Origin of the sequence: Adhaeribacter soli (genome assembly GCF_008727925.1) — a bacterium.
Lineage (GTDB): Bacteria > Bacteroidota > Bacteroidia > Cytophagales > Hymenobacteraceae > Adhaeribacter_A > Adhaeribacter_A soli.
Map to the genome: position 1 here is coordinate 141,028 of NZ_VTWT01000006.1, position 22,042 is coordinate 163,069.

Below are 22,042 nucleotides of genomic sequence, written 5' to 3' on the forward strand. Positions count from 1 at the left end.
TGGGTTTCCATTTGCTTTATTGTCTTAAATTATTCTTTTTTCATTTCATTCACTTGTTCAACAATATCTGTTGCATCAATTGCTAAATATTTTCTAAATTCCCGAATATCTGTTGAACCCATCATTTTCATTATTTCAGTTTCACGCCATTTTCTACCTGTTGCACCCTTAAACATTCTGGTTACAAAAGTACGTCTTAATGAGTGTGCAGTAATCAAGTTTTCTTTGTAAGCACTTAGATCAACCAAATCCTTTTCAGTGAGCTTTTTGCGGAATACGTTGATTTTCCTGCGTTCAATATTATGTTTCACATACAGAGTAAATAATACTTCTTTGATCTGTCTGTTAAATTCCTGTTGGCTCCATAGTTTAAGGTTCCAATTGTAACGGTCTAATATGATCTTGATGCGTGGATCAAGATCAATTGGTATCATAAAATCACCATCTGTTTTGGTTGTTCTACCTCTTAACATTCCATCACCATCAACATAAAAACCACCTGCCTTTTCAATATCCGAAATACGCAAAGAGGTTAAACAGCCGAATACCATCAGATCAATGGTTTTCCTGTATTCTTGGTTCCGTGGTTCATTCCACAACAATTCAATTTCGTTTTCATCAAGTGTGATTACCTCTTTTTTCTCTGTTAGTTTTTTCCATTTCCTATATCGGGGATCAATTTGGATTAACTTTTCATCTTGCACCCAATTCAGGAACCGTTTGAACCGTTTGATGTATGAACCAAATGTGTTATTTTTAATATCATTACCATTTTCATCCATCAGGAAATATGCGTAAGTCAGGTAAAATTTATTGTTCAGATGTTGTAATGATAACGGTAATTCTGAATTAATAAAGTGTTGGGATTTGAAAAACTCCAACGTGATTTTTGCCCAACTTCTGTAATGTTTTGCAGTATCACCTATGCCCTTAACCTCTTGTTTGGTGGCGGTTAATGGGAAACCTGTAATCTCTTTTGCGAATTCGTATATTAATCCTCTGAATTGTTTTGCATCATCACTAAAATCAATATTCACATTTAAACCCAATTGGCTTAGATTATCCAAAATGGATTGTTTTTCAATCTGAATTTCATTGTTGAATGATGTAGCCTTTTCATCTATTTCAATTAACTCCATTTCAGACACCAATGCAACCGCACGTTTTGCGCTTAAACTATCTTTTAGTTTTTGGGCGTGGATTTCTCTCTCCTTTATTAAGTGTTCATATTCCGCTTTAACCACTGAACCTGTAGGTTCTACATTCTTTGCCACCAAGCTATTACTAAGATTTAGCAGGTCTGTTTTAAGTTGGTTGATTTTTTGGTTGATGTTGGCACTGTCTGGGTAATTGGTCACCACTTGTTGTTTCTTATCATCAAATTGTGATGGTTTCAGCGTGATACCCAAACTGAATGGAGTTGGTTTAGAATCATATGTGTATCTTACCAATAGTGCAACATTCTGTTTATCTCGTGATGGTCTGGTGGTTACTTTTACTGAACCTGTTTTGATAGGTTTTGCCATAATATTTACCCTAGTTTAGTTATACACTGAAATTTCATGCTTAACGCACTTGAAAACCTGCGTAATGATACTAATAGAAGGGTTTATGTGTTAAGTGATGCGTTAAGCAATTTAAGAAAAAACCGCCAAAATATAAAACTGATAGGGATGAAAATCATTTCAGAAATCCCAGCGGGATCACAAAATAAAAAAGCCTTTCCTGGTTTCAGGAAAGGCTTTTTTATTTTAAATTCCTACCGTTATTGAATAACGATCTTCTGGTGACTGGTCGTGTTGCCGTTCCGCAGGTTTACCAGGTAAATCCCAGGTTTCAGGTTTAGTTTGCGGGTGTTGATCTGAATGGTCTGGCTGCCTTTTAATACCTCGGTAGCAATAAGGCGGCCGTTCAGGTCATGAAGGTCTACGGTTGCCAGTTCGTGCTCGTTCATGGCGCGGTCCAGTTTCAGGTTCAGTTCGCCGTTGGTAACCGGGTTCGGATAAACGGTCAGCTTTAAAGACGGCGCGCCTTTGCTTTCTACCACTATCACTTTGCTGTAAGCGTATTTGCCGTCGTGGTCCACTTGTTTCAGGCGGTAATAGTTTTTGCCGCCAGCGGGCTGCGTATGGTTAAATCTGTACTTGTGGTTAGTTGAGCTGGTGCCGTTTCCTTCCACGTACCCTACCGATTCAAAATTGCGGCCGTCGGTGCTGTGCTGAATAGAGAAATAGGCGTTGTCTTTTTCGGTAGCGGTTTCCCAGTTTAAGGCAATACCTTCTTTGCTGGCGCTGCCATTAAAGCTTATCAGTTCTACCGGTAACGGTATAATGATCATGTCATCGCATTCTTCCAGGTTAAAAGTTACAGCACCTACCAAGGTTCCGGCCTGGGCATACACTTCGATGGTGGAGTTTTCGCCGTTATGGAAGGTGGCGCTGTCTACGATGTAGCGGAAAACATCGGCCTGATCGTAGCGGTAAGTAGAAGTGTTCAGGCCGGTGAATTTAATGAGGGAGTCGTCGTAGACGTTCTGTACGCTGTATTTGTAACGGCTTATGTAAGTTAACTTTGGCGAAACGGCCGGCAGGTTCTGGCCCGGAAGCTCGAACATAACGTGCATAAACGGGTAACGGCTGGAGTTGAAAATCTTGAATTTTATCTGGGTGGTTCCGTTACCCTGGTCTACTGCGCCATAGTATTCGAACCGGAAACAGTTGTCTTCCATTACGCAAAGCGGGTCAGTATCGCAGCCGGCCGGGCAGGGAGTGCCTGATTGAGCAAAAGCCGGGCTTGTAAAAAGACAAAATAATAGTGCAAGAATCGGAAGTAATTTTCTTTTCATGGCTTTAAAAAGTAAAAGTTTTAGACTCGATATTGTAGTGTTTGGTGATTTGTATTTCGGTTTTGAAGGTTTTAACGCCGCGTCGAAAAGGAGGTTGGTGCCCAAAAAGTGTCCATTTTAGGGATTATATGGATATATTGTAATAGTGCAATTAAAAACGCTTGAATGGCGTTAATTGGGAATGGTTGGCGTGGAAAAGCTTAAAAAACATGGAGGATTTTTGTTGGGATTGCAAGGGTGCCGCCGGGGAAAAAGGTAAATTTCAGGAAGGGTAATAAAAGAAAATGGAAGCACCTTTAAACTCTAAGCCAGTTTTGAAAAATTTATATTGTGCTTGTCTGGTTAGGGGTGTTTTTGAATTGTTTTTGTGCAAATTTAAAATGAGATATGCTTCTTTCCTTTGAGCTGAAAACAAGGAAAACTGCTTTCCTTTAATTAAGAAAAAGAAGATAGGTTGAGAAGGGAGTGTTCCTGAGAATTTACCGGGTAATTTACAGTGCCGGAAAGGCGCCAAAGCGGGAAGCCAGCACTTCTGCACGAAAGTCGAAGATCTCTTTCAGCCGCCGTTTTACTACGAATTTATGGACCAGCTTTCCGAGAAAACCGAAAGGTAATTGATAATGCACGAGGTCGGTCATTTCTACGCCGCCCTTAATTTCTTTAAAAAAGTGAGTGTGGTGCCAGAAGGCATAAGGGCCGGAACGTTGCTCGTCTATAAAGTAGTGCAGTTCCCTTACGTGGGTAATTTCCGTCAGCCAGAAGAACCGCATGCCCGGGAAAGGTTTAATGTAATAGGAAATGAGCTGACCGGGGTACATTTTGCCGGAACCGGAATCCGACAGCATTTCAAACCCCAAATAAGCCGGCGTTATTTCCTTCAGATTGGCAGGAGTGGCAAAAAAGTCCCATGCTTGCTCCAGCGTGAGCGGTAATTGCTGAACCCGTTTCAAAACATAAACGCCCATGAATTTTCTTAAATCGCTATATAAACAGCCGGAAAAACTGTTTACAGTATTCTTCCGGCCAAGCATCCGGTAGAAGGTAACAGCTATGAGGTATTATGGTTTAAATATTAAGAAGTGAATTTGGAGGAAAGCAGCCGGAAGAAATGCATATGGGAAAAACGATCGTGCTGCCAAATAAAAAAGCAGGACTTAACGCGTTAAGCCCTGCTTTTTCCGGTAAAATAGATACGGTTTTACTTCAGGTTATACCGCACGCCTACGCCGCCCTGCAGGTATAGGTTAACATTATCTACTACTTCCAGAAACAAGTTAACATCGGCAAAAATACTCAACGGCAGGTCCGAAAAAGTATATTCCAGACCTAACACACCGTCTACCCCTAAATCGATGTTGGTATAGGAGTCTGAATACCAACGGCGGTATTCATCGTAATAATGGTACTCGATCTTATGCGCCCGAAGTTGTGGGCCCAGACCTAAATACCATTTAAGTTCTTTGGCTGATTTCGTGGCTTTGCTTTTTAAAAAATGCACCTGAAGGGCAACCGGGTTCGAAGCTTCGTAGGTGCTGTAGCTGTAATATTTGTATTTATCATTTTTATAAAAACGTTTGCGGAAATAAGCTTCGCTGTGGTAACGGCCGCTGAAATAATAGGGCCGGCCAACCACTACTTCTATATCGGTGTTTTTGCGATAGAATTTTGCCGAGAGGCCGGTGGGGTCGCCGGCTTTTATGCCCAGACCGATGGTGCCGGCACCTTGGCCGAACACGAAAGAAGTGGAAAATAAGGCTACGGCCAGTAAAAGGGCGCGCAAAGAGGTGAATTGTGAGAGCATACTGCCGGAATTAGTCTTTGTCATAAAAACAAACAGGTTATTTTAAAGTTTGGTAAAGTTACTACCTAACTTTAAGCAGACAAACCTTTTCCGGCTCGGGGCGGTAAATCCGGAACTTTCCGGCGCTAAAATCAGAATTTTATAAATAGCGGGTATTGGGTGATCCGGCGGACCTTGTAAAGTTCGTGCTCCGATTTAATATAAAGCATAAGGTCCGAACCTTTGCGGGTGGTTTTCAGGCCGGCTTGCATTAGGCTGGAGAATGCTTCTTCGTTTTCGTAAAGTAAAAGGTGCGAAACATCTTTCGAAAGCAGGTTGTAAACCAAGACGTTGATCTGATTGGCGGAGATGTATTCCATAGGTTCTTCCTTACATTAATTTACGGAAAACTTTTTTTTAAGCGGAGTTTCTAAAGGGCATTAAATGTTTAGCGTGTTAAAAAAGTTCATTTTGCTGGTTTAACCGTAAAAGATTAACCGTTTCATTTTGCCTGACCAAACTACCTACACTATTTTATAATTAAAAAAGAATAGCTATGAAGAGGTAATTCTAAGGGCTGAATCGGAATAAGGGGTTCCTGAACTGAAATTGGTATGCAAAAGGATAATAAAGCCGAAGGGTTTAGAGTTGGGTTCTAAAGGAACGGGCATTGCAAAGCGAATGGTTTACAGGACAAACTTTTTAGTAGAGGTAAATTTTAAAGAAAGCTGAGACCAGAAATTTGCACGATAATTTGTAAATCGGGAATAATAATTAGGATAAACAACTGATTTATGTATATTTGCCGGATTCAGTGCCGTATTCCAGAATATTAACGAAAGAGAAAGTCTTTCCTGGATACCGGTAGCAGCGGCCGCAATTTGTTTGTAGTCCAGGGTAGTAGTTTAAGGATTTAGTTTGATTACAAAGATGAAGCTATTACAACGTATTTTGAATCTGAAATCTCAACGGGAAGTTCCGGGAGCCATGGCTAAGCCTGCAGGGTTGGAGTATTACCTGCTGGAATGCTGGAACCAGTACGCCGATCTTCCGGATGCCCTTTTGCTTTACGTAGACCGGATAAAAACGCGGGAAGAGTGGGAAAAGCTGGGCTTTACGTTTGAGTTTAACAAATACGGCCAGATCCGGAAACTGAAGATCGAAAACCGGTATTTCAGCTTTATCCAGGCAAGCCAAAGCAACCCTTTGGAAAAAGAAGCGATCCGGACCGGCAAAAGGTTAACCAGTAATCCCCTGCACATTGCCATGCTCCTGGAACGGGGCTGCAGTCCATCTGAATTTGTGCACGCCATAAAAACGGAGGAAGAATAGATTTTAGACCTCTAAAAGCAGCGTTTTTCCGGAAATCCCGTTTACAGGTATTCCTGTCCGGAAGAATATGGCAAACAAGCGGTTTTTAAGAATACTTTTCAACGTACTGGTAATTGTTTTCGGGGGACTGGCACTCTGGCAGTTTTCCTTTTTTAGACCCTATTTCGGACAACCACCGGCAATAACGCACCGGATATCAGGAAATCAGACTGGTCCCGAGGACAGTGTAGTAGCTGCACCCGGCCTTCGCTACCAGCGTAATGCTTTTGCCCGTTTCTGGCTGGGCGACCATAACCGCCAACGCTGGGCAACGCCCGTACAGGTACCCGTTTTCCGTACCGGTCAACCGCCGCACTTTTTTAAAATTCTGAAAAGGGGAGGAGGCATGCAAACCATCAGCTTTACGCTGACCGATATAAATGGTACTGCTTATGCGTTACGTTCGGTAGATAAAAACCCCGTTTTTGCGCTGCCACCTTTTGCCCGGTACACCCTGGTCAGAAGTTTTGTACAGGACCAGATCTCCGCTGCCGATCCTTACGCTTTCCTGGTAGTGGCTGAACTTGCCCGTGGGGCCGGCATCCGCCAAACCCAGCCCCAGGTTGTTTTTGTAATGCCCGGCGATCCTGCTTTTCAAATCTTCGGAATTCATAAAGGCGGCTTTTTTAACCTCAGTCAGAAATATGTAGAACCGAGCAGCTTAAAGCAGCCAAACGAAAAATTCACCGGCTTTTATACTACCTTAGAGATGTTCCATATCCTGGACCGGGATCCTGCTGCTTCTGTAGAAAGTGCTTACTACTTAAAATGCCGCCTCTTCGATCTGCTGATCAGCGATTGGGACCGCCATGCCGGGCAATGGGATTGGTTGGGTTTTTCCGGGCCAAAAGGTACCGTTTTCCGGCCCCTGCCCAAAGACCGCGACCAGGCACTCGGATATTACGAAGATGGCATCATCCCCGCGTTGCTAACCAGTAAAATCGGAATCAGGAAATTTACTTCCTTTACGGAAGAATATAATGACGTAGAAGGGTTCACTCACAACGGCCGGCAGCTGGATGAAAGATTCCTGAAGCATTTAAAGCGGGAGCAATTTATAAAGACAGCTAAGGATTTACAGTTGGCCTTAACCGATATGGTGTTGAAAAATGCGGTAAAGCAATATCCCCGAGAAGTGTACCCTGAAGCAGCCCCGAGCATTTACCGGAAATTAAAAGCCCGAAGAGATAAATTACCGGAAGCTGCGCTGGAATTTTATAAGGTTTACCAGGATTAGGCTACTTTTTGGATGGAATGCTACTCGCCCTACTCTTTAAGCTTTGTGAAGTTCTGAGCTCCGGTTTTCTTTCAGGTTTAAAGAAATAATTGGTAAGAAATTATTTGCCTGAATAACTAAAATTAAATTCTCCCGGATTTGGAAGTTTATTAGCATAACCTTATTTTTGCACCCACAAAAGCATTGAAATTATGCCAATGCTTTACGTTCTGCGCACGTGGTGAAACTGGTAGACACGCCATCTTGAGGGGGTGGTGCCTTACGGGTGTGGGAGTTCGAATCTCCCCGCGCGCACTTTCTTCAAAAGGTCCTGTTGCTTTATAGCGGCAGGACCTTTTTTTGTTTTTTGGTCTTTATAAAACGAAAGGCTTTTAAATGAAAAAATCCGGTAAGTTTTAGTTTACCGGATTTTCTGTTTGCTCATTTACTTTCTAGACTTTACTCCACTACAATTTTCCGGGTGCTAACCTGCTCTCCGGATTTAACCTGAAGCAGATACATTCCTTTGGTTGCCGGAATCGTGAGTTCCTGGTTGATTTGATTATTGGCAGCTTTTAGTTCCTGGTGTAAAATCTTTCGTCCGAGAAGGTCGGTAATGGTAACTTCGGCTTTGGCATTTTTCAGGTTGCTGATCTGTAGCTGGAATTTGCCTTGGTTAGGGTTGGGAGAAATGGAAATATTAATTTCGGGTTTTCCTTCTTTCAATCCGAGTACTTCAGGGCCTAGTTTTACGATCCAATAATCAGTGCTTCCCCAAGAACCTTGGCTTTTATCGCCGTAAACAACGGAATAAGAATATCCTCCTAAAACAAACCCACCATCTGTGGTTTGACGAAGATTTCGAAAATAATCAGTTGAATTTCCACCAATAGTTTTATCCCACAGTCTATTTCCATTCGCATCAAGTTTTAATATCCAGTAATCATAGTCCCCGATTGGATCTTGGCTTTTATCAGCTGAAATATAAGATCGAGAATCTCCGCCCAATATAATGCCCCCATCCTGGGTTTGAGCAATGCTTAATAAATGGTCATCAGCACTTCCTCCAAATGATTTTTCCCAAAGTAAAGCGCCACTAGAACTCAGCTTCATTATCCAGTAATCATTCCCTCCTTTAGAGGCTTGGCTTTTATTACCGGAGGTACCAGAATTTGATATTCCACCTAGTATATAGCCGCCATCGATTGTTTGAGCCAAGCTAATTAACTCATCAGAGCCGCTCCCTCCGATAGTTCTATCCCAAAGCTTATTGCCACTAGCATCTACCTTTACAACCCAATAGTCATTGTATCCTAGGGAGGGCTGGGTTTTATCCCCGGATATACCGGAAAAAGAATAGCCACCTAAGATGAAACCCCCATCGGTTGTTTGGGTGAGGCTATTTAACCAATCAGCATTGCTTCCTCCATAGATTTTGTCCCAAATTTTATTTCCGGCAGCATCCAGCTTTACGATCCAGTAATCAGGGCCACCTATTAATGGTTGACTTTGATCGCCGGATGGGCTGGAACCGGTAAACCCACCTAATATGTATCCTCCATCATTAGTTAAAGCCAGACTAAATAATTTATCTACAGAATTTCCACCGATTGTTTTATCCCAAAGTTTATTGCCAATTGCATCCAGCTTCACTATCCAATAATCAAGATCTCCCTTCGATGCCTGGCTTTTATCTAACGAGATTCCTGAATTTGAATACCCTCCTAAAAGGTAGCCCCCATCCGGAGTTTGAATGAGGTCAGACAAATAATCCTCGGCGCTTCCTCCAAAGGTTTTATCCCATTGTTTATTTCCGTTGGCATCCACTTTTACAATCCAGTAATCCTGAAGTCCTTGATTTATTTGCGTTTTATCACCCAAAATACCAGAATTTGAGATACCTCCTAAAATATAGCCACCATCTGATGTTTGGCGTAAAGAAAGCAATTCATCCTGGCTATCTCCACCAAATGTTTTATCCCACTGTTTTACAGGTGCAACTTGGGCCTTTGAGGTTTGAGGTGAAATAATTAATGAAAAAACTAGCAGGCCGAAAATTAAAAATCTTTTCATGGACAATTAAGCAGCGGTGTGAAAGAAACTAAAGAGATGTTGCAAGTTAAAAACAAAACATAAATTATAGCAAACAATTGGCTAATTATACTTTTGTTAACATACAAACTACGGGTAGAGCTCTTCCTGCTTAAATTCTCTACCATTTAAAAACTCCGCTCAAACGGATTTTCCGGGGTAACCAGCAGCACGTTTTCCCGCTCAACAACTACGCTTCCGGGAGCAGCGCCTTTGGGTTTTCGTACAAATTTCTTGGGCGTGTAAATTACCGGGCAGAGGGAGTCGGTTTTGCGTTTGGAGTAGTAGGCGGCCAGTTGGGCGGCTTTTTCGATTACCGATGTGGGAAAGGTTTTGCCGGATTGGTATTTGATGACTACGTGCGAGCCGGACACGTCTTTGGCGTGGAGCCAGAGGTCGTCTTTGTGGGTGTGTTTCTGGGTGAGGATGTCGTTGTTTTTGGCGCTTTTGCCTACCAGTATTTTAAAACCTTCGGATGAGAATTCGCGGAAAGGACTTTCGGGTTGTTCGGTTTTGGCTTCGGTCGAAAAATCATGGGCTTTCATGAATTGCTTCAGTCCTTTTACGTCGGTAATGCCAGCCAAAGCTTCCAGCTGTTCTTCCAGATGAATAATTTCTTCGGTTTTCCGGAGGGCCTTTTCTTCCAGTAGTTTTAATTCTATCTGCTGGTTTTTGCCTTTCTTATAAAGTCGTTCGGCCGTTTTTTGCGGCGTTTCGTTCGACTTTAATTTTATGGTGCGGTTCAGGTCCTGGTAAAAATCGTAGAGTTCCACTTCCGTGGCGCGGGGCGGAATGTTGCTGAGGTTGGCCATGATGATATCGGCCGTTTGCGAGAAGCTGGTATCGGTTTTTAAGGACCGCTGTTTTTGTTCTACCTGGCTTAACGTTTGTTCAGCGGCATGTTTCCGTTTTTCCAGTTGCTGCTTAATTGTCCGGAAATTCGTGGAAAAGAACTGGGTAGAAAGGAATTTGACCGTAAAGTATTGCGCCGCTTCCACCGGGTCTTTGTACCAGGCAATTTCCTGCCCAAGCGGCAACAAGCTTAACCGGATCTTGCCTTCCAGTTCTATAATGTAATAATCCGGTTGTTCTAAAAGCTGAAGCAGTTCCGAAAAAAGTTTCTGTTGCTCATTTCCGGGTAGTTCTTCAAACTGTTTTTCCTGAAGCCAGATCAGCGGCAGGTCGCCCAGGGTTGGCACCAGTTTCTGAAGGTACTTTAAGGAAAGCGGAAAATCTTCCGGGTTTATTTGAAATTCCCGGTCCATGGCCCAGGGGTTCAGCAGAAAATCGTCGGGGAATTTTTTATGGAAACGGCTTACCGGTTGCCGGTCCTGAAAAACCACCAGGTTAGAGCGGTTGCCGAACATTTTAAACAGCAGCGTAAACCCTTCCGAGAAACTGAAATAAAAGCTCCGTTCATTTTTGTGCTGCACCACATCGGTTATGGTTTGCCCGATAAGTTCCGGAAAAAGGTTTACCGTATTCTGGCGCTTGCGGTGGAAATCGGCAGGAAAAGCCAAGGCCGAAAAGCCGGAAGTCAGCATGGCCTTGATGTAAAAATCTTCCTGCCCGTTCGTAAAACCCAGCACCAGTTCATCCTTTTCCTGACTGAAACATTCGGCCAGCTTAAAGCCAACAAGTCTGCTCTTTAAAGCCCCGCTCAGCTGTTTCAGGAAGTAGTAGTTCAGGTGCACTTTTTAAATTGTTTAATGGCTAAATTGTTGGAGGCTGTTTGTTAAAAGTTAATGGTGTAAATTCCGAAAAAAAACTAAAACAGTAAGGTGAAAACCTGAAACAGGAGAGCCTTGATCGAAGAAATTACTAACTCTTAGATGACCAGCAATTTAGCACTTTAACCATTAAACAATTTAGCTAAACAATTTAACCATTAAACCATTTAGCAATTAAATTGAAGCCCATCGTAGCCGAGTTTGATGAATTCCGGGAGTTCTTTTTCTACTTCGGCGTGGAAACCCAGCAGGTGGCTGATGTGCGTTAAATAGGCTTGTTTGGGTTGCAGTTCTTCCAGAATCTGAACGGCTTCGGAAAGCGAAAAGTGGGAGATGTGCGGTTCGCGGCGAAGGGCATTCAGCACAATTACGTCGGAACCTTTTATCTTTTTCTTTTCTTCGGCGGAAATAAAGTTAGCGTCGGTAATGTAGGTGAAGTTCCCTACCCGGAAACCCAGCACCGGAAGTTTGTAATGCTGCACCCGGATAGGGGTGAAGGTTACGCCTTCGATCTCGAAGGGTTCTTCGGAAATCGGGTTGAGCTGTACGCGCGGAATGCCGGGGTAATTGATGCCGGAAAAGATGTAACTGAATTCTTTTTGCAGTTGGTTAATTACCCGTTCTTCGGCATAGACCGGCATGTCTTTATGCTGGGAGAAATTGAAGGCGCGGATATCGTCCATGCCGGCGGTGTGGTCTTTGTGTTCGTGGGTAAACACGAGCGCATCGAGTTTTTTGATGCGCTCGCGCAAGACCTGTTGCCGGAAATCGGGGCCGGAATCGATGATAAAGCTTTTGCCGTTGACTTCCAGGTGCACGGATACACGCAAACGCTTGTCGCGGTAATCGAGGGAATGACATACCGGGCACTCGCAGGCAATTACCGGAACGCCCTGCGAAGTACCGGTTCCAAGCAACGTTACTTTCACGATTCGTCGGCCTGGTTTTGGATTTCAGCCAGGAACTCCTGATTTTTTTCGCTCAGCCGGCTGGTGTCGATGGTAATATTCCGCAGGATCTCGTACAGGCAATTTACCTTTCCCTCCAGGGCGTAGTATTTATTTACCACCACCACTTTCATATCTTTCAGCACGCAGTAACCCGCTTTAAAGTTGCCTTTCTCGTAGCGGAGCATGTAATCCGATTCGGCAAAAAGGTCTTCAAGTTTGGTTAAAAAATGGCGCGTGTACTTCAGCTCCATGCAATACTTTTTTACTTAAGAAATATACTGTTTTACGGTTTGCACCAGCATGTCGAAATCTACCGGTTTAGGCAGGTACGCGTTAATGCCCGCCTTCTTGAAATCTTCCATCGAATAGTTGTTGGCGTTACCGGTTACGGCAATGATCGGAATGCTGGAGATCTTCGGGTCCGGGTTGTTGCGGATCTCGCGGGTGCAGGTCATGCCGTCTTTGCCGGGAATGTTGAGGTCCATCAGGATGCCGTCTACGTCCTGCTTTTCAATGGTTTTCATAACCTCGCTGCCGTTTTTGGCCGCAATAATATTGTAATTCTGAAGCTCCAGGATCTTACGGGTCAGGTTCAGAATAACGGAACTGTCTTCTGCAATCAGGATGGTTTTAGAATCTGCCATATTAATTTAGAGTGATAAAGTGCTTATACGTTTGGGTAAATTGCCGGTATTGCTGCAACAGTTTTTCGAAGCCGGCGGGTACCGTTTCCAGTTCGCCCGTTTTAATGTCGTGCTCCAGTTGCTTGGCCGTCTGTGCCATGGGGTTCAGGCCCAAAGTAGATGCCGTACCTTTAATCTGATGCAATGTACTTAAAATCTCTTTGTAATGTTTTGCATCAACTTCTTTTTTAGCATCGGTCAATAGTTCGCCGGCTTCGGTTTCGAAATCGGTATACAATTGTTCGGCAAAGTCGGCGCCGCCCAGTTCCTTTAACTGGATCAACACATGCACATCCAATTGTTCCTCCGGCTTGCTTTCAGGCATGTTCTCCTGCTGGTTCAGGCCGGCCTCTTCGCCCAGCCATTTCCGGATCACGTTATACAGATCGGTGGTTTTTACTGGTTTGGAAACGTAATCGTCCAGGCCCTGATTCATGAATTTCTCCGCATCGTCTTTCATCGAATACGCCGTCATGGCAACTATTGGCGGACACTTTTCCTGCAGAATTGCTTTTATTTCCGTGGTGGCCTGCACGCCGTCCATTTCCGGCATCTGGATATCCATGAAAATAATGTCGTAGTTTCGGGAAGTGGCTAAGTCTATGGCTTCGTAACCGTTCGAGGCCACCTCGCAACGGCAACCCAGTTTACCAAGTAATTTCAGGGCTACTTTCTGGTTTATCTGATTGTCGTCAACCAGCAGTACATACGGCTCGTGGTGGAAATGTTCGGTTCCGGTAAACGTTTCTTTAAAGGCCTGCAGGTTATTCAGGATCTCTTCCACGTTTTCGGCTTCGCGGGTGGTAATGTTAAACCAGAACGTACTTCCCTCGCCGTAAACCGAATTCACGCCAATTTCTCCTCTCAACAGTTCGCTTAACTGCTTCGAAATGGCCAGCCCTAATCCGGTGCCGCCAAACGATTTGGTAGAAGTGTCATCGAGCTGGGTGAAGTTGGTGAAAAGCAGTTTTTTGTTTTCCTCGGTAATGCCAATTCCGGAATCCTGTACCTTAACTTCCAATTGGAAGGCACCGTTTTTCAGTTCCCGCTTTTTCTTCACGTAAATATTCACTTCCCCGCTGTTGGTAAACTTTATGGCGTTGGAAGTAAGGTTCGAAAGAATTTGCAGGAAACGGGTTTCGTCGGTAACGATAAAGCGCGGCGTATCCGGATCTATGGTTAAAGTGAAATCGAGACTTTTCTGGCTGGCACGGTTATAGAATAAGGAATAAATTTTATCGAGGGTATAGAACAGGTCGATGCCCTGTTCGTTCATCACCAGCTTGCCCGCCTGGATCTTGGAAAGGTCCAGAATATCGTTCAGAATGGCCAGCAATGCGTCGGAAGATTTTCGTAAAGTATCTACGTACTCGGCCTGTTCTTCGGTAATAATGGTCTGGTGCAGCAGGTCGATCATGCCGATGATGCCGTTCATAGGCGTGCGCAATTCGTGGCTCATGTTGGCCAGGAAAAGCGTTTTGGCCTGTAACGAATTTTCGGCCACTTCCTTGGCCCGGATCAGTTCGGCCTCGATCTGTTTTATTTCGGTTACGTCGCGGCAAACGCCTTCCATGCCCAGCGGGTTGCCTTGTTCATCTTTAAGGCTCCGGGCATTTATCAGCACTTTTCGCACCTTGCCGCGTTTGGTTTTCAGCGCTACTTCAAAGTTGCGGACTTTACCAGCCTTTTTTACGGTATCGATCAGGGCCTGCCGTTCTCCGGCGTCTACATAGAGTTGCAGGCTGTGCATGCCTACCACTTCCTGAGGCGTATAACCCAGCATTTCCTGCACCGACGGACTCATGAGTATAATAAAGCCTTCCGGGTCGGTGCGGTAATACAGGTCCTGGAACGATTCGAAAATGGAGCGGAACTTTTCTTCGCTGGTAGCCAGGGCCAGTTGCGAGAGTTTTTTTTCCGTAATGTCGAGCGCAATTCCGGAAACCTCCTCAAAGGTGCCGTCCTGCAGATAGATCGGGTTCAGGTATATTTCGCGCCAGTAATCGTTGCCGTCGGTACCGGTGATGTTTAGTTCGAAATGCTGATTTTTGCCTTCAAAAACCTTTACGTAGCGATCTTCCCATTCCTGCAGGTCTTTCTGATAGAACGAAGGCAGGGTAGCCAGACTTAACTTTCCGGTTGGCAAGGCCTGATCGGCCGGCTGGTTAAAGAAGGAATGATAAAAGTTCTGGTTGTAAGATGTGATCTCGCACTGGCGGTTTACCGACCACATCATATGAGAGCCGCTCTCGAAAATAGCTTTCAGGCGGGCATTCTGTTTGTTTATCTGTTCTTCGTTCCGTTTACGCTCAATGGCCAGTGCCACCTGGTTCGAAATAAAGTGCAGGATCTCGATATCGGTATGGATATAGGCATCCCGCTTTTTATAATCCTGCACCGAAATTACGCCAATAATGCGGTCTTCGATCGAAAGCGGGGAGCAAAGCATTACTTCCGGGATCTGCCCGTGCGGCTCCACTTTTCCTTCGGCAATAAGCTGTTCAAAATCTTCCTTCAATAAAAAGAGCGGCCTGCCCGAACGGATAATGAATTCGGAAATACCTTTGGCAAACGGTTGCGTTATAATGGATTGCGCATTGCTGATGTACTGATCTACGAGGTAAACAAAGTTGAGCTCGGATTTATCTTCGTTGCAAAGGGCAATGTAAATGTTATTGGTTTCGATGATCTTACTCAGTTCCCGGTGAATGGCGCCGTAAAGCGAAGTTAAGTCTTTGCTGCTGATGGCCAGGTTGGCAATGGAATAGTAAACTTTCTGCAACCGTTCGGCCTTGATGCGGTCGGTAATGTCGTGCAGAATGGCGCGCGTAGCTACCGGCTTGCCTTCCTGCCAGCTGCAGCTCAAACTCCCGATCAGGTGTACCGGTTTGCCGCTTTTGGTCAGGAAAACGGTTTCGATCTTGTTTACATCTTCGCCTTTGTACAGATTCCGGAGCTGGTAAATAAGCTTGGCTTTGTAATACGGGTGCACAATATCGTTGAGCGTAAGCTTTTCAATATCGAAATCGTTGTAGCCCAGTTTTTCCTTCCAGGCCCGGTTCACGAAGATGAATTTGTTGTCTACCGAAGTGTTCTGGATCAGGTCGTGGGCGTTGTCGAAAAGGTCCTGCAGGCGGCTGCGGTTATCTTTCAGGGCATCTATGGCGGCCTTGCGGTCGGTCACGTCTTTGCCTACGCTGGTCAGGCCGGTAATATTGCCTTCGTTGTCTTTTTCGAAAACACTGTGCCATTTCAGCACTTTTACCAGACCGCTTTTAGTAACCAGTTCGCGCTCAAAATACTGGTCCAGGCTTTTCTCCTGAATGGAACGGGCAAAATTCTGTTTCCGAAGTTCTTTTTCACTTTCCGGTAAAAAAAGATCGAAGTAGTTACGGCCGATAATTTCCTCGCGGGTATAACCGGTGTACGTTAAAAAATAATCGTTTACGGCTACCAGGTTCCCTTTGGTATTAATGCTGATGTAGGAAAGGTTAACTTTCTCCAGGAAAATCCGGAACTGCTGCATCGACTCGCGCATTACTTCCTCCCGGCGAAGGGCGGCTTGGGCCAGCTTCCGTTCGGTTATGTCGCGCACGTTTGCCTGAATGTAAAAATGCCCTTCTAGCGAGATCCGGCTCACGCTTATTTCGGTATCGATCAGCGTGCCTTGCTTCGGCTTTACTTTCCATTCAAAAGACTGGGAACTGCCGGTTTCCAGGGTTTCTTTAATAATACGGGAGGCTTTTTCTTTCGAAGAACGGCCGTCGGGCTGAAGTTCCGGCGAAAGCTCTTCCAGTTTTTTGCCCAGCAACTCGCTTTTCTGGTAGCCGAAAAGCTGCATGGTAGTATCGTTGCAATCGACGATTACGTTGTTGTAAAGCAGGAAAATACCGTCGTAGGAAGATTCGAAAAGCGCTTCGTATTTACTTTTGGACGCCGAAAGTTCTTCGTGCAGCACCAGCTTGGAAACGTATGTGCCGATGCCGTGCCCGATGGAATCGATAAGCGCAATAAAAGAAGGCGTTATTTTCTGGAAGTTCCGGATGAAAAGCAGGTTCAGGGCTACGAATTCGGAATCGGTGCAGACCGGCATCAGGATAAGGGCCCGGCCTGGCAGCAGCTCCCGTAATTTCCGGGTAATTTTTTTAATACCCTGTTTGCGGTGGTTGGTGGTAAGTTCTTCGATCAGTTCTTTCTCCAGGGGAATTTCCTCGAAAGGGGAGAGCAGTTCGGTGAAAAGGCCGCAACTCGAGCAAAGCTCCAGGGCTTCTTTTTCTTCGGAAAAGTAGTACGTGCCGCCGCCAATTACATCGGTGCGTTCAATGAGCTGCTCTACCGTAAAGCGAAGAATTTCCTCCGTGTTTTTAAAAACCGCCAGGTTGGCCAGCAGGTAATTTACAAACTCCAGGTGGTGGTTGCGGAAAAGGATATTCTTCTCGGTATCGGCTTTTTCGAAAAGGTTGGCCAGCGAACAGATAATTACCTGCCGGTCGCCGAACATACCGGCTTTTAAAATTACTTCCACGGAAACAAGTTCCCCGTCCCGGTTACGAAGCCACCAGCCGAATTTTTGCGGTTTCCCGTTCAGGGCCTGGCTTAGGTTTTTAAGCAGGAACGAAAGCTCGTAAGAGTTCAGGTCCAGAATTTTGGATAATGGTTTGCCGATTATTTCGTTTCTTTCCCTGTCGGCCAGAGCCAGAGCGGCCCGGTTCAGTTCCAGTAATTCGCCGCGCCGGCTCAGAATACAAATTGCCAGGTCGGTGTTTTCGAAAAGTACATGATACGGATCGGCATTGCTTGGCGTAGTTGTCAAAGCAGCGGCATGTTCGAGGCTGTCGCAAAGTTGCAGTGCCAGAAAATCCCTGTTTTCGAACTGAACCGGCTTCACAAAATAGGAAAGAACCGTATTATTCCGGCCCGAAAAAGTAGTGCTCCCGGTAATTGTGCCCTGGGTGGTTCTTAAGGCTTCCTGAAAATCTTCTGATAAATAATCGCATAAGCGGCTTTGGCCGGCATACTTTTCCGGTAGCTCAAAATACGCTATTGCGCCCGGGCCGGCCGCCAGAATCAGGCCATCCTGGTTGCAGATAACCAGCATTTTTTCCGGCGACTGGAAAGGCTTAACGGTTTGAATGAGCTTTTGGGCAACCTGGGTATCGGAAAGCAAGGCGTGATTCATAGGATAATGGTATTTTCCGGAGGAAGTTGCCGGCCGGACGAAAGTAAACAGATTTAGATAAAAGCTTATAACTTCGCAAAAAAATAACCTTCGTGCAAATTTAACCGGGTTTAAAGCCCGATTGGTTCCGGGGCAATTTCTCTGGTTCGAAAATATGAAAAAAATTCTGTTTGCCGTTACCACCGACCTGAATTACGACCAGCGGATGCAGCGTATCTGTACCAGCCTGGCAACCAACGGGTACGCGGTAGAGCTGGTAGGCAGAAAGTGGAAGATCTCCCAACCCCTGCAACCCCGGATTTACCGGCAACACCGGCTCAATTGTTTTTTCGGCAAAGGCAAATTCTTTTACCTGGAATATAATATCCGCTTGTTTTTCTACCTGCTCTTACGCCGGGCCGATGCTTTTTGCGCCGCCGACCTGGATACGGCCTTCCCGGTCTGGCTGAAAGCAAAACTCGCCGGCAAGCCCTTCGTGTTCGATGCCCACGAATATTTTTCCGAAGTGCCGGAGGTAGTCAGCCGCCCTGCAATCCAAAAACTCTGGCAAGGAGCTGAGCGCTTTATAATCCCAAAAGCAAACCTCCGTTATACCGTTACCGAATCATTGGCGCGCTTGTTTGAGCAGAAATTTGGTTTTCCCTTTCAGGTAATCCGCAACATAACGGTATTAAAAGCGCAGGAAATTCCGGTTAAGCCGGTTCGTTACATTCTTTACCAGGGCGCTACCAATGCCGGCCGTGGCCTGGAAATGCTGCTGGACGTGATGCCGGAAATAGAGGCGGAACTCTGGATCTGTGGCAAAGGCGATGTACTGGAAGAACTGGTAAACCGGGCCGAAAAACTGCAATTACAAAACAAAGTGAAATTTCTAGGGTACGTGCTGCCGGCCCAACTGGAAGAGATCACCCGGCAGGCCTGGATCGGGGTGAACCTGCTGGAAAACCGGGGACTAAGTTACTACTATTCGCTGGCCAACAAATTTTTCGATTACCTGCACGCCGGTATTCCCCAGGTAACGATCAATTTCCCGGAGTACGAAACCCTGAATAACCGCTACCACGTGGGCCTGACCATTCCGCTGGAAAAAACCGCACTGAAAACTGCTTTAACCACTTTGCTGACGGATGAGGAACGGTACGCAGAACTTGTAAAAAACTGCCTGGCCGCGCGGCAGGAACTGAACTGGCAAGAAGAAGAAAAGAAATTACTGGCCCTTTACGCACACTTATGGCAAGCCCCGCAAAATTCCTGATCGTGATAGCCGGTCCCACCGCCGTCGGGAAAACCGACCTGAGCATCCGGCTGGCAAAGCACTTCGATACCGTAATTCTTTCGGCCGATTCGCGGCAGTTTTTCCGGGAAATGCACATCGGTACGGCCAAACCTACGCCGGAAGAACAGCAAGGGGTGAAGCATTATTTCATCGATTCGCATTCCATTTCCGAAGAGTACAATGCCGGTCAGTTCGAAGCGGATGCGCTGGAAATTCTGGACCGGGTTTTTCAGGAAAAAGACATAGCAATTCTGGTAGGCGGCTCCGGACTCTACGTGCGCGCCCTTTGCGAAGGCATGGATGAAATGCCGGAAGTAGCATCGGAGATCCGGGAAAGTTTGAACAAGCGGCTCGAAGAAGAAGGACTTGAAGTTTTGGTGCAGGAATTGGAAAAGCTCGATCCGGAATATTACGCCCAGGTAGATAAAGCCAATCCGCAACGGGTGGTTCGGGCCCTGGAAGTTTGCCTGGCCAGCGGCAAGCCTTATTCTTGGTTCCGGAGCCAACAGAAAAAAGAACGTCCCTTCCAAATAATCAAAATAGGCCTTGCCCGCGACCGGGAAGAACTCTACCAGCGCATAGACCTCCGCATGGATCTGATGCTGAAGCAGGGTTTACTGGAAGAAGCCAAAGCGCTGCTGCCGTATAAAAACCACCAGGCACTGCAAACGGTAGGCTATTCCGAAATATTCGATTTCCTGGAAGGCAAATACGACTGGGAGGAAACCGTAAGATTACTCAAACGCAACAGCCGCCGCTACGCCAAACGCCAGTTAACCTGGTTCCGAAAAGATCAGGGATTTAAATGGTTCGAAGCTTCTCAGGAAAACGAGATTCTGGCCTATATCGAAGCCGAAATGAAACAGCCGAAATAAAAAACGGTAGGTTCTTCAGTTGAAAACCTACCGTTTTTTAAAATTACCGGATCTGATTTAGCTTACAGTTTTAAATATAGCGCAAGCGTCCGCTTGTGCTTGCATCATTACCTGGTCTGCTATTAGAAAGCACAAGCGGACGCTTGCGCTATATCTTATAAAATCTCCAAATCTTCAAATTTCCAAATCTTCAAATCTTCAAATCTCAAATTTATCAAACGCTCAGGATCTCTACCATACGGTTGTAGCGCGGGTTAATGAGTTTGCGTTTGGTGATGGTATCGAGGAAAGGCGTGTAAACCAGTTTGGAATTTACGATTCCGGCCATCACGTTTTTCTTTCCGTTGAGCAAACCTTCTACTGCCCCGATGCCGATCTCGCTGGCCAGCATGCGGTCGGCAGCGGTAGGGGAGCCGCCGCGCTGCACGTGGCCCAGAATGGTAACCCGCGCATCCATTTCCGGAATAGACGCCTGCACCTTGGCCGCAATATCGGGGGCATGACCTTCTTCGTCGCCTTCGGCCACAATAATTATAAAAGAAGTTTTGGACCTTTTCCAGCCGTTTTGCAAGGTATCAATCACCATATCGATGGGCGTATGGGTTTCGGGGATCATCACAATTTCGGCGCCGCCGCCAATGGCGCAAGGCATGGCAATATAACCTGAGTCGCGGCCCATTACTTCCACAAAGAAAACCCGTTCATGGCTGTCAGCTGTGTCCCGGATCTTGTCGATGGCATCTAAAGCGGTATTTACAGCCGTATCGTAGCCAATGGTGAAATCGGTGCCGTACAGGTCGTTGTCGATAGTCCCGGGGGCGCCGATGCAGGGAATGCCATGTTCCTGATAAAAAGTATTGGCGCCGGCAAAAGTACCGTTGCCGCCAATCGCCACCAAGCCTTCGATTCCGTGCTTCTGGAGTTGCTCAAAGGCTTTCTGGCGGCCTTCCGGGGTCATGAATTCTTTCGAGCGGGCTGATTTTAAAATAGTGCCGCCTTTCTGAATGGTGTTGCTAACCGAAGAGGAATCCATTTTAATAAATTCACCTTTAATCATGCCGTTGAAACCGCGGCGGATGCCGTAAACTTCCACGCCATGGTAAATGGCAGACCGGACCACAGCCCGGATGCAGGCATTCATTCCCGGCGCATCGCCGCCTGAGGTAAAAACTGCAATTCTTTTCATAGAATTAGGTTGAGCTGATAGGGTATGCGGGTTTAGTTTTTCATTCCAACGGAAAATTCAGGTTTTCTGCCGAAAATTTCTTTAAAACAATGGTACAAATATTTCCTTTTAACGTATATGGAATCATATATATTTAAGGAAGGCATTAAAAACCCGTTTCTTAAATTTTTCGGCCTGTTCCTGTTTCTTTAGCTGATTTTCATTATCTTAATAAAAAAATAATTTTAAGGAACAGGCTTCTGCATTGCAATATAGAGTAAAGTTTTTTAACCATAACGGACGGATAATATGTTTAACTTATTTGAAAGCGAACAAACCAAAAAGCTGAAGAGCCATTTGATGAACCTTGGGGCACTTGCGAAAGTAGATGGCCACATAGATACCGCCGAGATGAACTATATAATCACGATCGGGAAGAAGAATGGCCTGAAACCGGAGGAAGTGCGTTCCCTGCTGGCAAATACCGGATCGATTAAACTGGAATTGCCTACCAACGACTCCGAACGTTTCGAGCAGATCTACGACCTGGTGGAAATGATGCTGGCCGATGGCATTGTGGACGATAACGAAATGGATTTCTGCATCGATATGGCCGCCAAACTTGGTTTCAGAAAAGCCATAGTGGGCGTGCTGGTACGGAAAATTTCCATGGGCGTAAAAGACGGCCATTCCCGCGCGCACATCAAAAAAGAAGCCCAAGCCTTTCTGGAATATTAAACCCGAATTTTTTAGCAAGAATTGTGGCCATATGCTTTTGCTCTTTTTCCTTTACGGAAGGGGAAGCAAGAACATTATTGGCGTTTAACTGATTAGTCATCGCGCAAGTTTAGCGAAGCGAAACTTGTGGATAATTTATTGGT

Annotated in this window: 18 protein-coding genes and 1 tRNA gene; 7 read left to right on the forward strand and 12 right to left on the reverse strand. The window is 45.5% G+C overall.

Annotated elements, in window-relative coordinates; all coding sequences use genetic code 11:
• Nucleotides 1–29 precede the first annotated feature (29 nt).
• Complete coding sequence (locus F0P94_RS11840; RefSeq protein WP_150904106.1) at nt 30–1,526, reverse strand: phage integrase SAM-like domain-containing protein; 1,497 nt, start codon at nt 1,524–1,526, stop codon at nt 30–32.
• Nucleotides 1,527–1,562: 36 nt separating this feature from the next.
• On the opposite strand from F0P94_RS11840, the gene F0P94_RS11845 reads away from it, so the two are divergent.
• Nucleotides 1,563–1,772: a hypothetical protein gene (locus tag F0P94_RS11845; protein ID WP_150904107.1), complete on the forward strand. Its 210-nt coding sequence runs from the start codon at nt 1,563–1,565 to the stop codon at nt 1,770–1,772.
• On the opposite strand, the gene F0P94_RS11850 is transcribed toward F0P94_RS11845, so the two are convergent.
• The 4 genes from F0P94_RS11850 to F0P94_RS11865 all read right to left on the reverse strand — a co-directional run bounded on the left by F0P94_RS11850 (nt 1,766) and on the right by F0P94_RS11865 (nt 5,005).
• On the reverse strand, nt 1,766–2,845 hold the full coding sequence (locus tag F0P94_RS11850) for a T9SS type A sorting domain-containing protein (protein ID WP_150904108.1): 1,080 nt from the start codon (nt 2,843–2,845) through the stop codon (nt 1,766–1,768). The two genes, F0P94_RS11845 and F0P94_RS11850, sit on opposite strands and share 7 nt — an antisense overlap.
• A gap of 491 nt (nt 2,846–3,336) precedes the next feature.
• On the reverse strand, nt 3,337–3,810 hold the full coding sequence (locus F0P94_RS11855) for an SRPBCC family protein (RefSeq protein ID WP_150904109.1): 474 nt from the start codon (nt 3,808–3,810) through the stop codon (nt 3,337–3,339).
• Between the two features lie 233 nt (nt 3,811–4,043).
• The gene (locus tag F0P94_RS11860; RefSeq protein ID WP_150904110.1) at nt 4,044–4,670 is read right to left on the reverse strand and encodes a hypothetical protein; all 627 of its coding nucleotides are present in this window, start codon (nt 4,668–4,670) and stop codon (nt 4,044–4,046) included.
• Between the two features lie 107 nt (nt 4,671–4,777).
• On the reverse strand, nt 4,778–5,005 hold the full coding sequence (locus F0P94_RS11865) for a hypothetical protein (protein ID WP_150904111.1): 228 nt from the start codon (nt 5,003–5,005) through the stop codon (nt 4,778–4,780).
• 607 nt (nt 5,006–5,612) lie between these two features.
• On the opposite strand from F0P94_RS11865, the gene F0P94_RS11870 reads away from it, so the two are divergent.
• From F0P94_RS11870 to F0P94_RS11880, 3 genes are all read left to right on the forward strand, one after another.
• Nucleotides 5,613–5,957 (forward strand): hypothetical protein, encoded by a 345-nt coding sequence (locus F0P94_RS11870; RefSeq protein WP_150904112.1) that lies wholly within the window; start codon nt 5,613–5,615, stop codon nt 5,955–5,957.
• A gap of 67 nt (nt 5,958–6,024) precedes the next feature.
• The gene (locus F0P94_RS11875) at nt 6,025–7,233 is read left to right on the forward strand and encodes a hypothetical protein (protein WP_150904113.1); all 1,209 of its coding nucleotides are present in this window, start codon (nt 6,025–6,027) and stop codon (nt 7,231–7,233) included.
• A 211-nt stretch (nt 7,234–7,444) separates the two neighbouring features.
• A tRNA-Leu gene (locus tag F0P94_RS11880) sits at nt 7,445–7,527 on the forward strand.
• A gap of 144 nt (nt 7,528–7,671) precedes the next feature.
• On the opposite strand, the gene F0P94_RS11885 is transcribed toward F0P94_RS11880, so the two are convergent.
• The 6 genes from F0P94_RS11885 to F0P94_RS11910 all read right to left on the reverse strand — a co-directional run bounded on the left by F0P94_RS11885 (nt 7,672) and on the right by F0P94_RS11910 (nt 17,845).
• Nucleotides 7,672–9,285 (reverse strand): T9SS type A sorting domain-containing protein, encoded by a 1,614-nt coding sequence (locus F0P94_RS11885; RefSeq protein ID WP_150904114.1) that lies wholly within the window; start codon nt 9,283–9,285, stop codon nt 7,672–7,674.
• Nucleotides 9,286–9,431: 146 nt separating this feature from the next.
• Nucleotides 9,432–10,997 carry an NFACT RNA binding domain-containing protein gene (locus F0P94_RS11890; RefSeq protein ID WP_150904115.1) on the reverse strand — a complete coding sequence of 522 codons (1,566 nt, stop codon included), beginning with the start codon at nt 10,995–10,997 and terminating at the stop codon, nt 9,432–9,434.
• A gap of 203 nt (nt 10,998–11,200) precedes the next feature.
• Nucleotides 11,201–11,962, reverse strand: coding sequence for an MBL fold metallo-hydrolase (locus F0P94_RS11895; RefSeq protein ID WP_150904116.1), 762 nt, complete (start codon nt 11,960–11,962; stop codon nt 11,201–11,203).
• Complete coding sequence (locus F0P94_RS11900; RefSeq protein WP_150904117.1) at nt 11,959–12,234, reverse strand: hypothetical protein; 276 nt, start codon at nt 12,232–12,234, stop codon at nt 11,959–11,961. The genes F0P94_RS11895 and F0P94_RS11900 overlap by 4 nt, the downstream gene beginning before the upstream one ends.
• Nucleotides 12,235–12,249: 15 nt before the next feature.
• Nucleotides 12,250–12,627: a response regulator gene (locus F0P94_RS11905; protein ID WP_150904118.1), complete on the reverse strand. Its 378-nt coding sequence runs from the start codon at nt 12,625–12,627 to the stop codon at nt 12,250–12,252.
• 1 nt (nt 12,628) lies between these two features.
• Nucleotides 12,629–17,845: a PAS domain S-box protein gene (locus tag F0P94_RS11910; protein ID WP_150904119.1), complete on the reverse strand. Its 5,217-nt coding sequence runs from the start codon at nt 17,843–17,845 to the stop codon at nt 12,629–12,631.
• Nucleotides 17,846–17,999: 154 nt separating this feature from the next.
• Between F0P94_RS11910 and F0P94_RS11915 the strand changes: the two genes are divergently transcribed.
• A complete protein-coding gene (locus tag F0P94_RS11915; protein ID WP_150904120.1) occupies nt 18,000–19,100 on the forward strand; it encodes a glycosyltransferase in 1,101 nt (366 codons plus the stop codon).
• Nucleotides 19,076–19,996 carry a tRNA (adenosine(37)-N6)-dimethylallyltransferase MiaA gene (gene miaA, locus F0P94_RS11920; protein ID WP_150904121.1) on the forward strand — a complete coding sequence of 307 codons (921 nt, stop codon included), beginning with the start codon at nt 19,076–19,078 and terminating at the stop codon, nt 19,994–19,996. The genes F0P94_RS11915 and miaA overlap by 25 nt, the downstream gene beginning before the upstream one ends.
• A gap of 214 nt (nt 19,997–20,210) precedes the next feature.
• On the opposite strand, the gene pfkA is transcribed toward miaA, so the two are convergent.
• Nucleotides 20,211–21,182 (reverse strand): 6-phosphofructokinase, encoded by a 972-nt coding sequence (gene pfkA / locus F0P94_RS11925; protein ID WP_150904122.1) that lies wholly within the window; start codon nt 21,180–21,182, stop codon nt 20,211–20,213.
• Nucleotides 21,183–21,470: 288 nt separating this feature from the next.
• Between pfkA and F0P94_RS11930 the strand changes: the two genes are divergently transcribed.
• On the forward strand, nt 21,471–21,899 hold the full coding sequence (locus F0P94_RS11930) for a tellurite resistance TerB family protein (RefSeq protein ID WP_150904123.1): 429 nt from the start codon (nt 21,471–21,473) through the stop codon (nt 21,897–21,899).
• Nucleotides 21,900–22,042: the final 143 nt, after the last annotated feature.

Excerpts from the sequence above, each read along its gene's own strand:
- F0P94_RS11840 (WP_150904106.1), bottom strand. The coding sequence starts at position 1,526 with ATGGCAAAACCTATCAAAACAGGTTCAGTAAAAGTAACCACCAGACCA.
- F0P94_RS11845 (WP_150904107.1), top strand. The coding sequence starts at position 1,563 with ATGCTTAACGCACTTGAAAACCTGCGTAATGATACTAATAGAAGGGTT.
- F0P94_RS11850 (WP_150904108.1), bottom strand. The coding sequence starts at position 2,845 with ATGAAAAGAAAATTACTTCCGATTCTTGCACTATTATTTTGTCTTTTT.
- F0P94_RS11855 (WP_150904109.1), bottom strand. The coding sequence starts at position 3,810 with ATGGGCGTTTATGTTTTGAAACGGGTTCAGCAATTACCGCTCACGCTG.
- F0P94_RS11860 (WP_150904110.1), bottom strand. The coding sequence starts at position 4,670 with ATGACAAAGACTAATTCCGGCAGTATGCTCTCACAATTCACCTCTTTG.
- F0P94_RS11865 (WP_150904111.1), bottom strand. The coding sequence starts at position 5,005 with ATGGAATACATCTCCGCCAATCAGATCAACGTCTTGGTTTACAACCTG.
- F0P94_RS11870 (WP_150904112.1), top strand. The coding sequence starts at position 5,613 with ATGGCTAAGCCTGCAGGGTTGGAGTATTACCTGCTGGAATGCTGGAAC.
- F0P94_RS11875 (WP_150904113.1), top strand. The coding sequence starts at position 6,025 with ATGGCAAACAAGCGGTTTTTAAGAATACTTTTCAACGTACTGGTAATT.
- F0P94_RS11885 (WP_150904114.1), bottom strand. The coding sequence starts at position 9,285 with ATGAAAAGATTTTTAATTTTCGGCCTGCTAGTTTTTTCATTAATTATT.
- F0P94_RS11900 (WP_150904117.1), bottom strand. The coding sequence starts at position 12,234 with ATGGAGCTGAAGTACACGCGCCATTTTTTAACCAAACTTGAAGACCTT.
- F0P94_RS11905 (WP_150904118.1), bottom strand. The coding sequence starts at position 12,627 with ATGGCAGATTCTAAAACCATCCTGATTGCAGAAGACAGTTCCGTTATT.
- F0P94_RS11910 (WP_150904119.1), bottom strand. The coding sequence starts at position 17,845 with ATGAATCACGCCTTGCTTTCCGATACCCAGGTTGCCCAAAAGCTCATT.
- F0P94_RS11915 (WP_150904120.1), top strand. The coding sequence starts at position 18,000 with ATGAAAAAAATTCTGTTTGCCGTTACCACCGACCTGAATTACGACCAG.
- miaA (WP_150904121.1), top strand. The coding sequence starts at position 19,076 with ATGGCAAGCCCCGCAAAATTCCTGATCGTGATAGCCGGTCCCACCGCC.
- pfkA (WP_150904122.1), bottom strand. The coding sequence starts at position 21,182 with ATGAAAAGAATTGCAGTTTTTACCTCAGGCGGCGATGCGCCGGGAATG.
- F0P94_RS11930 (WP_150904123.1), top strand. The coding sequence starts at position 21,471 with ATGTTTAACTTATTTGAAAGCGAACAAACCAAAAAGCTGAAGAGCCAT.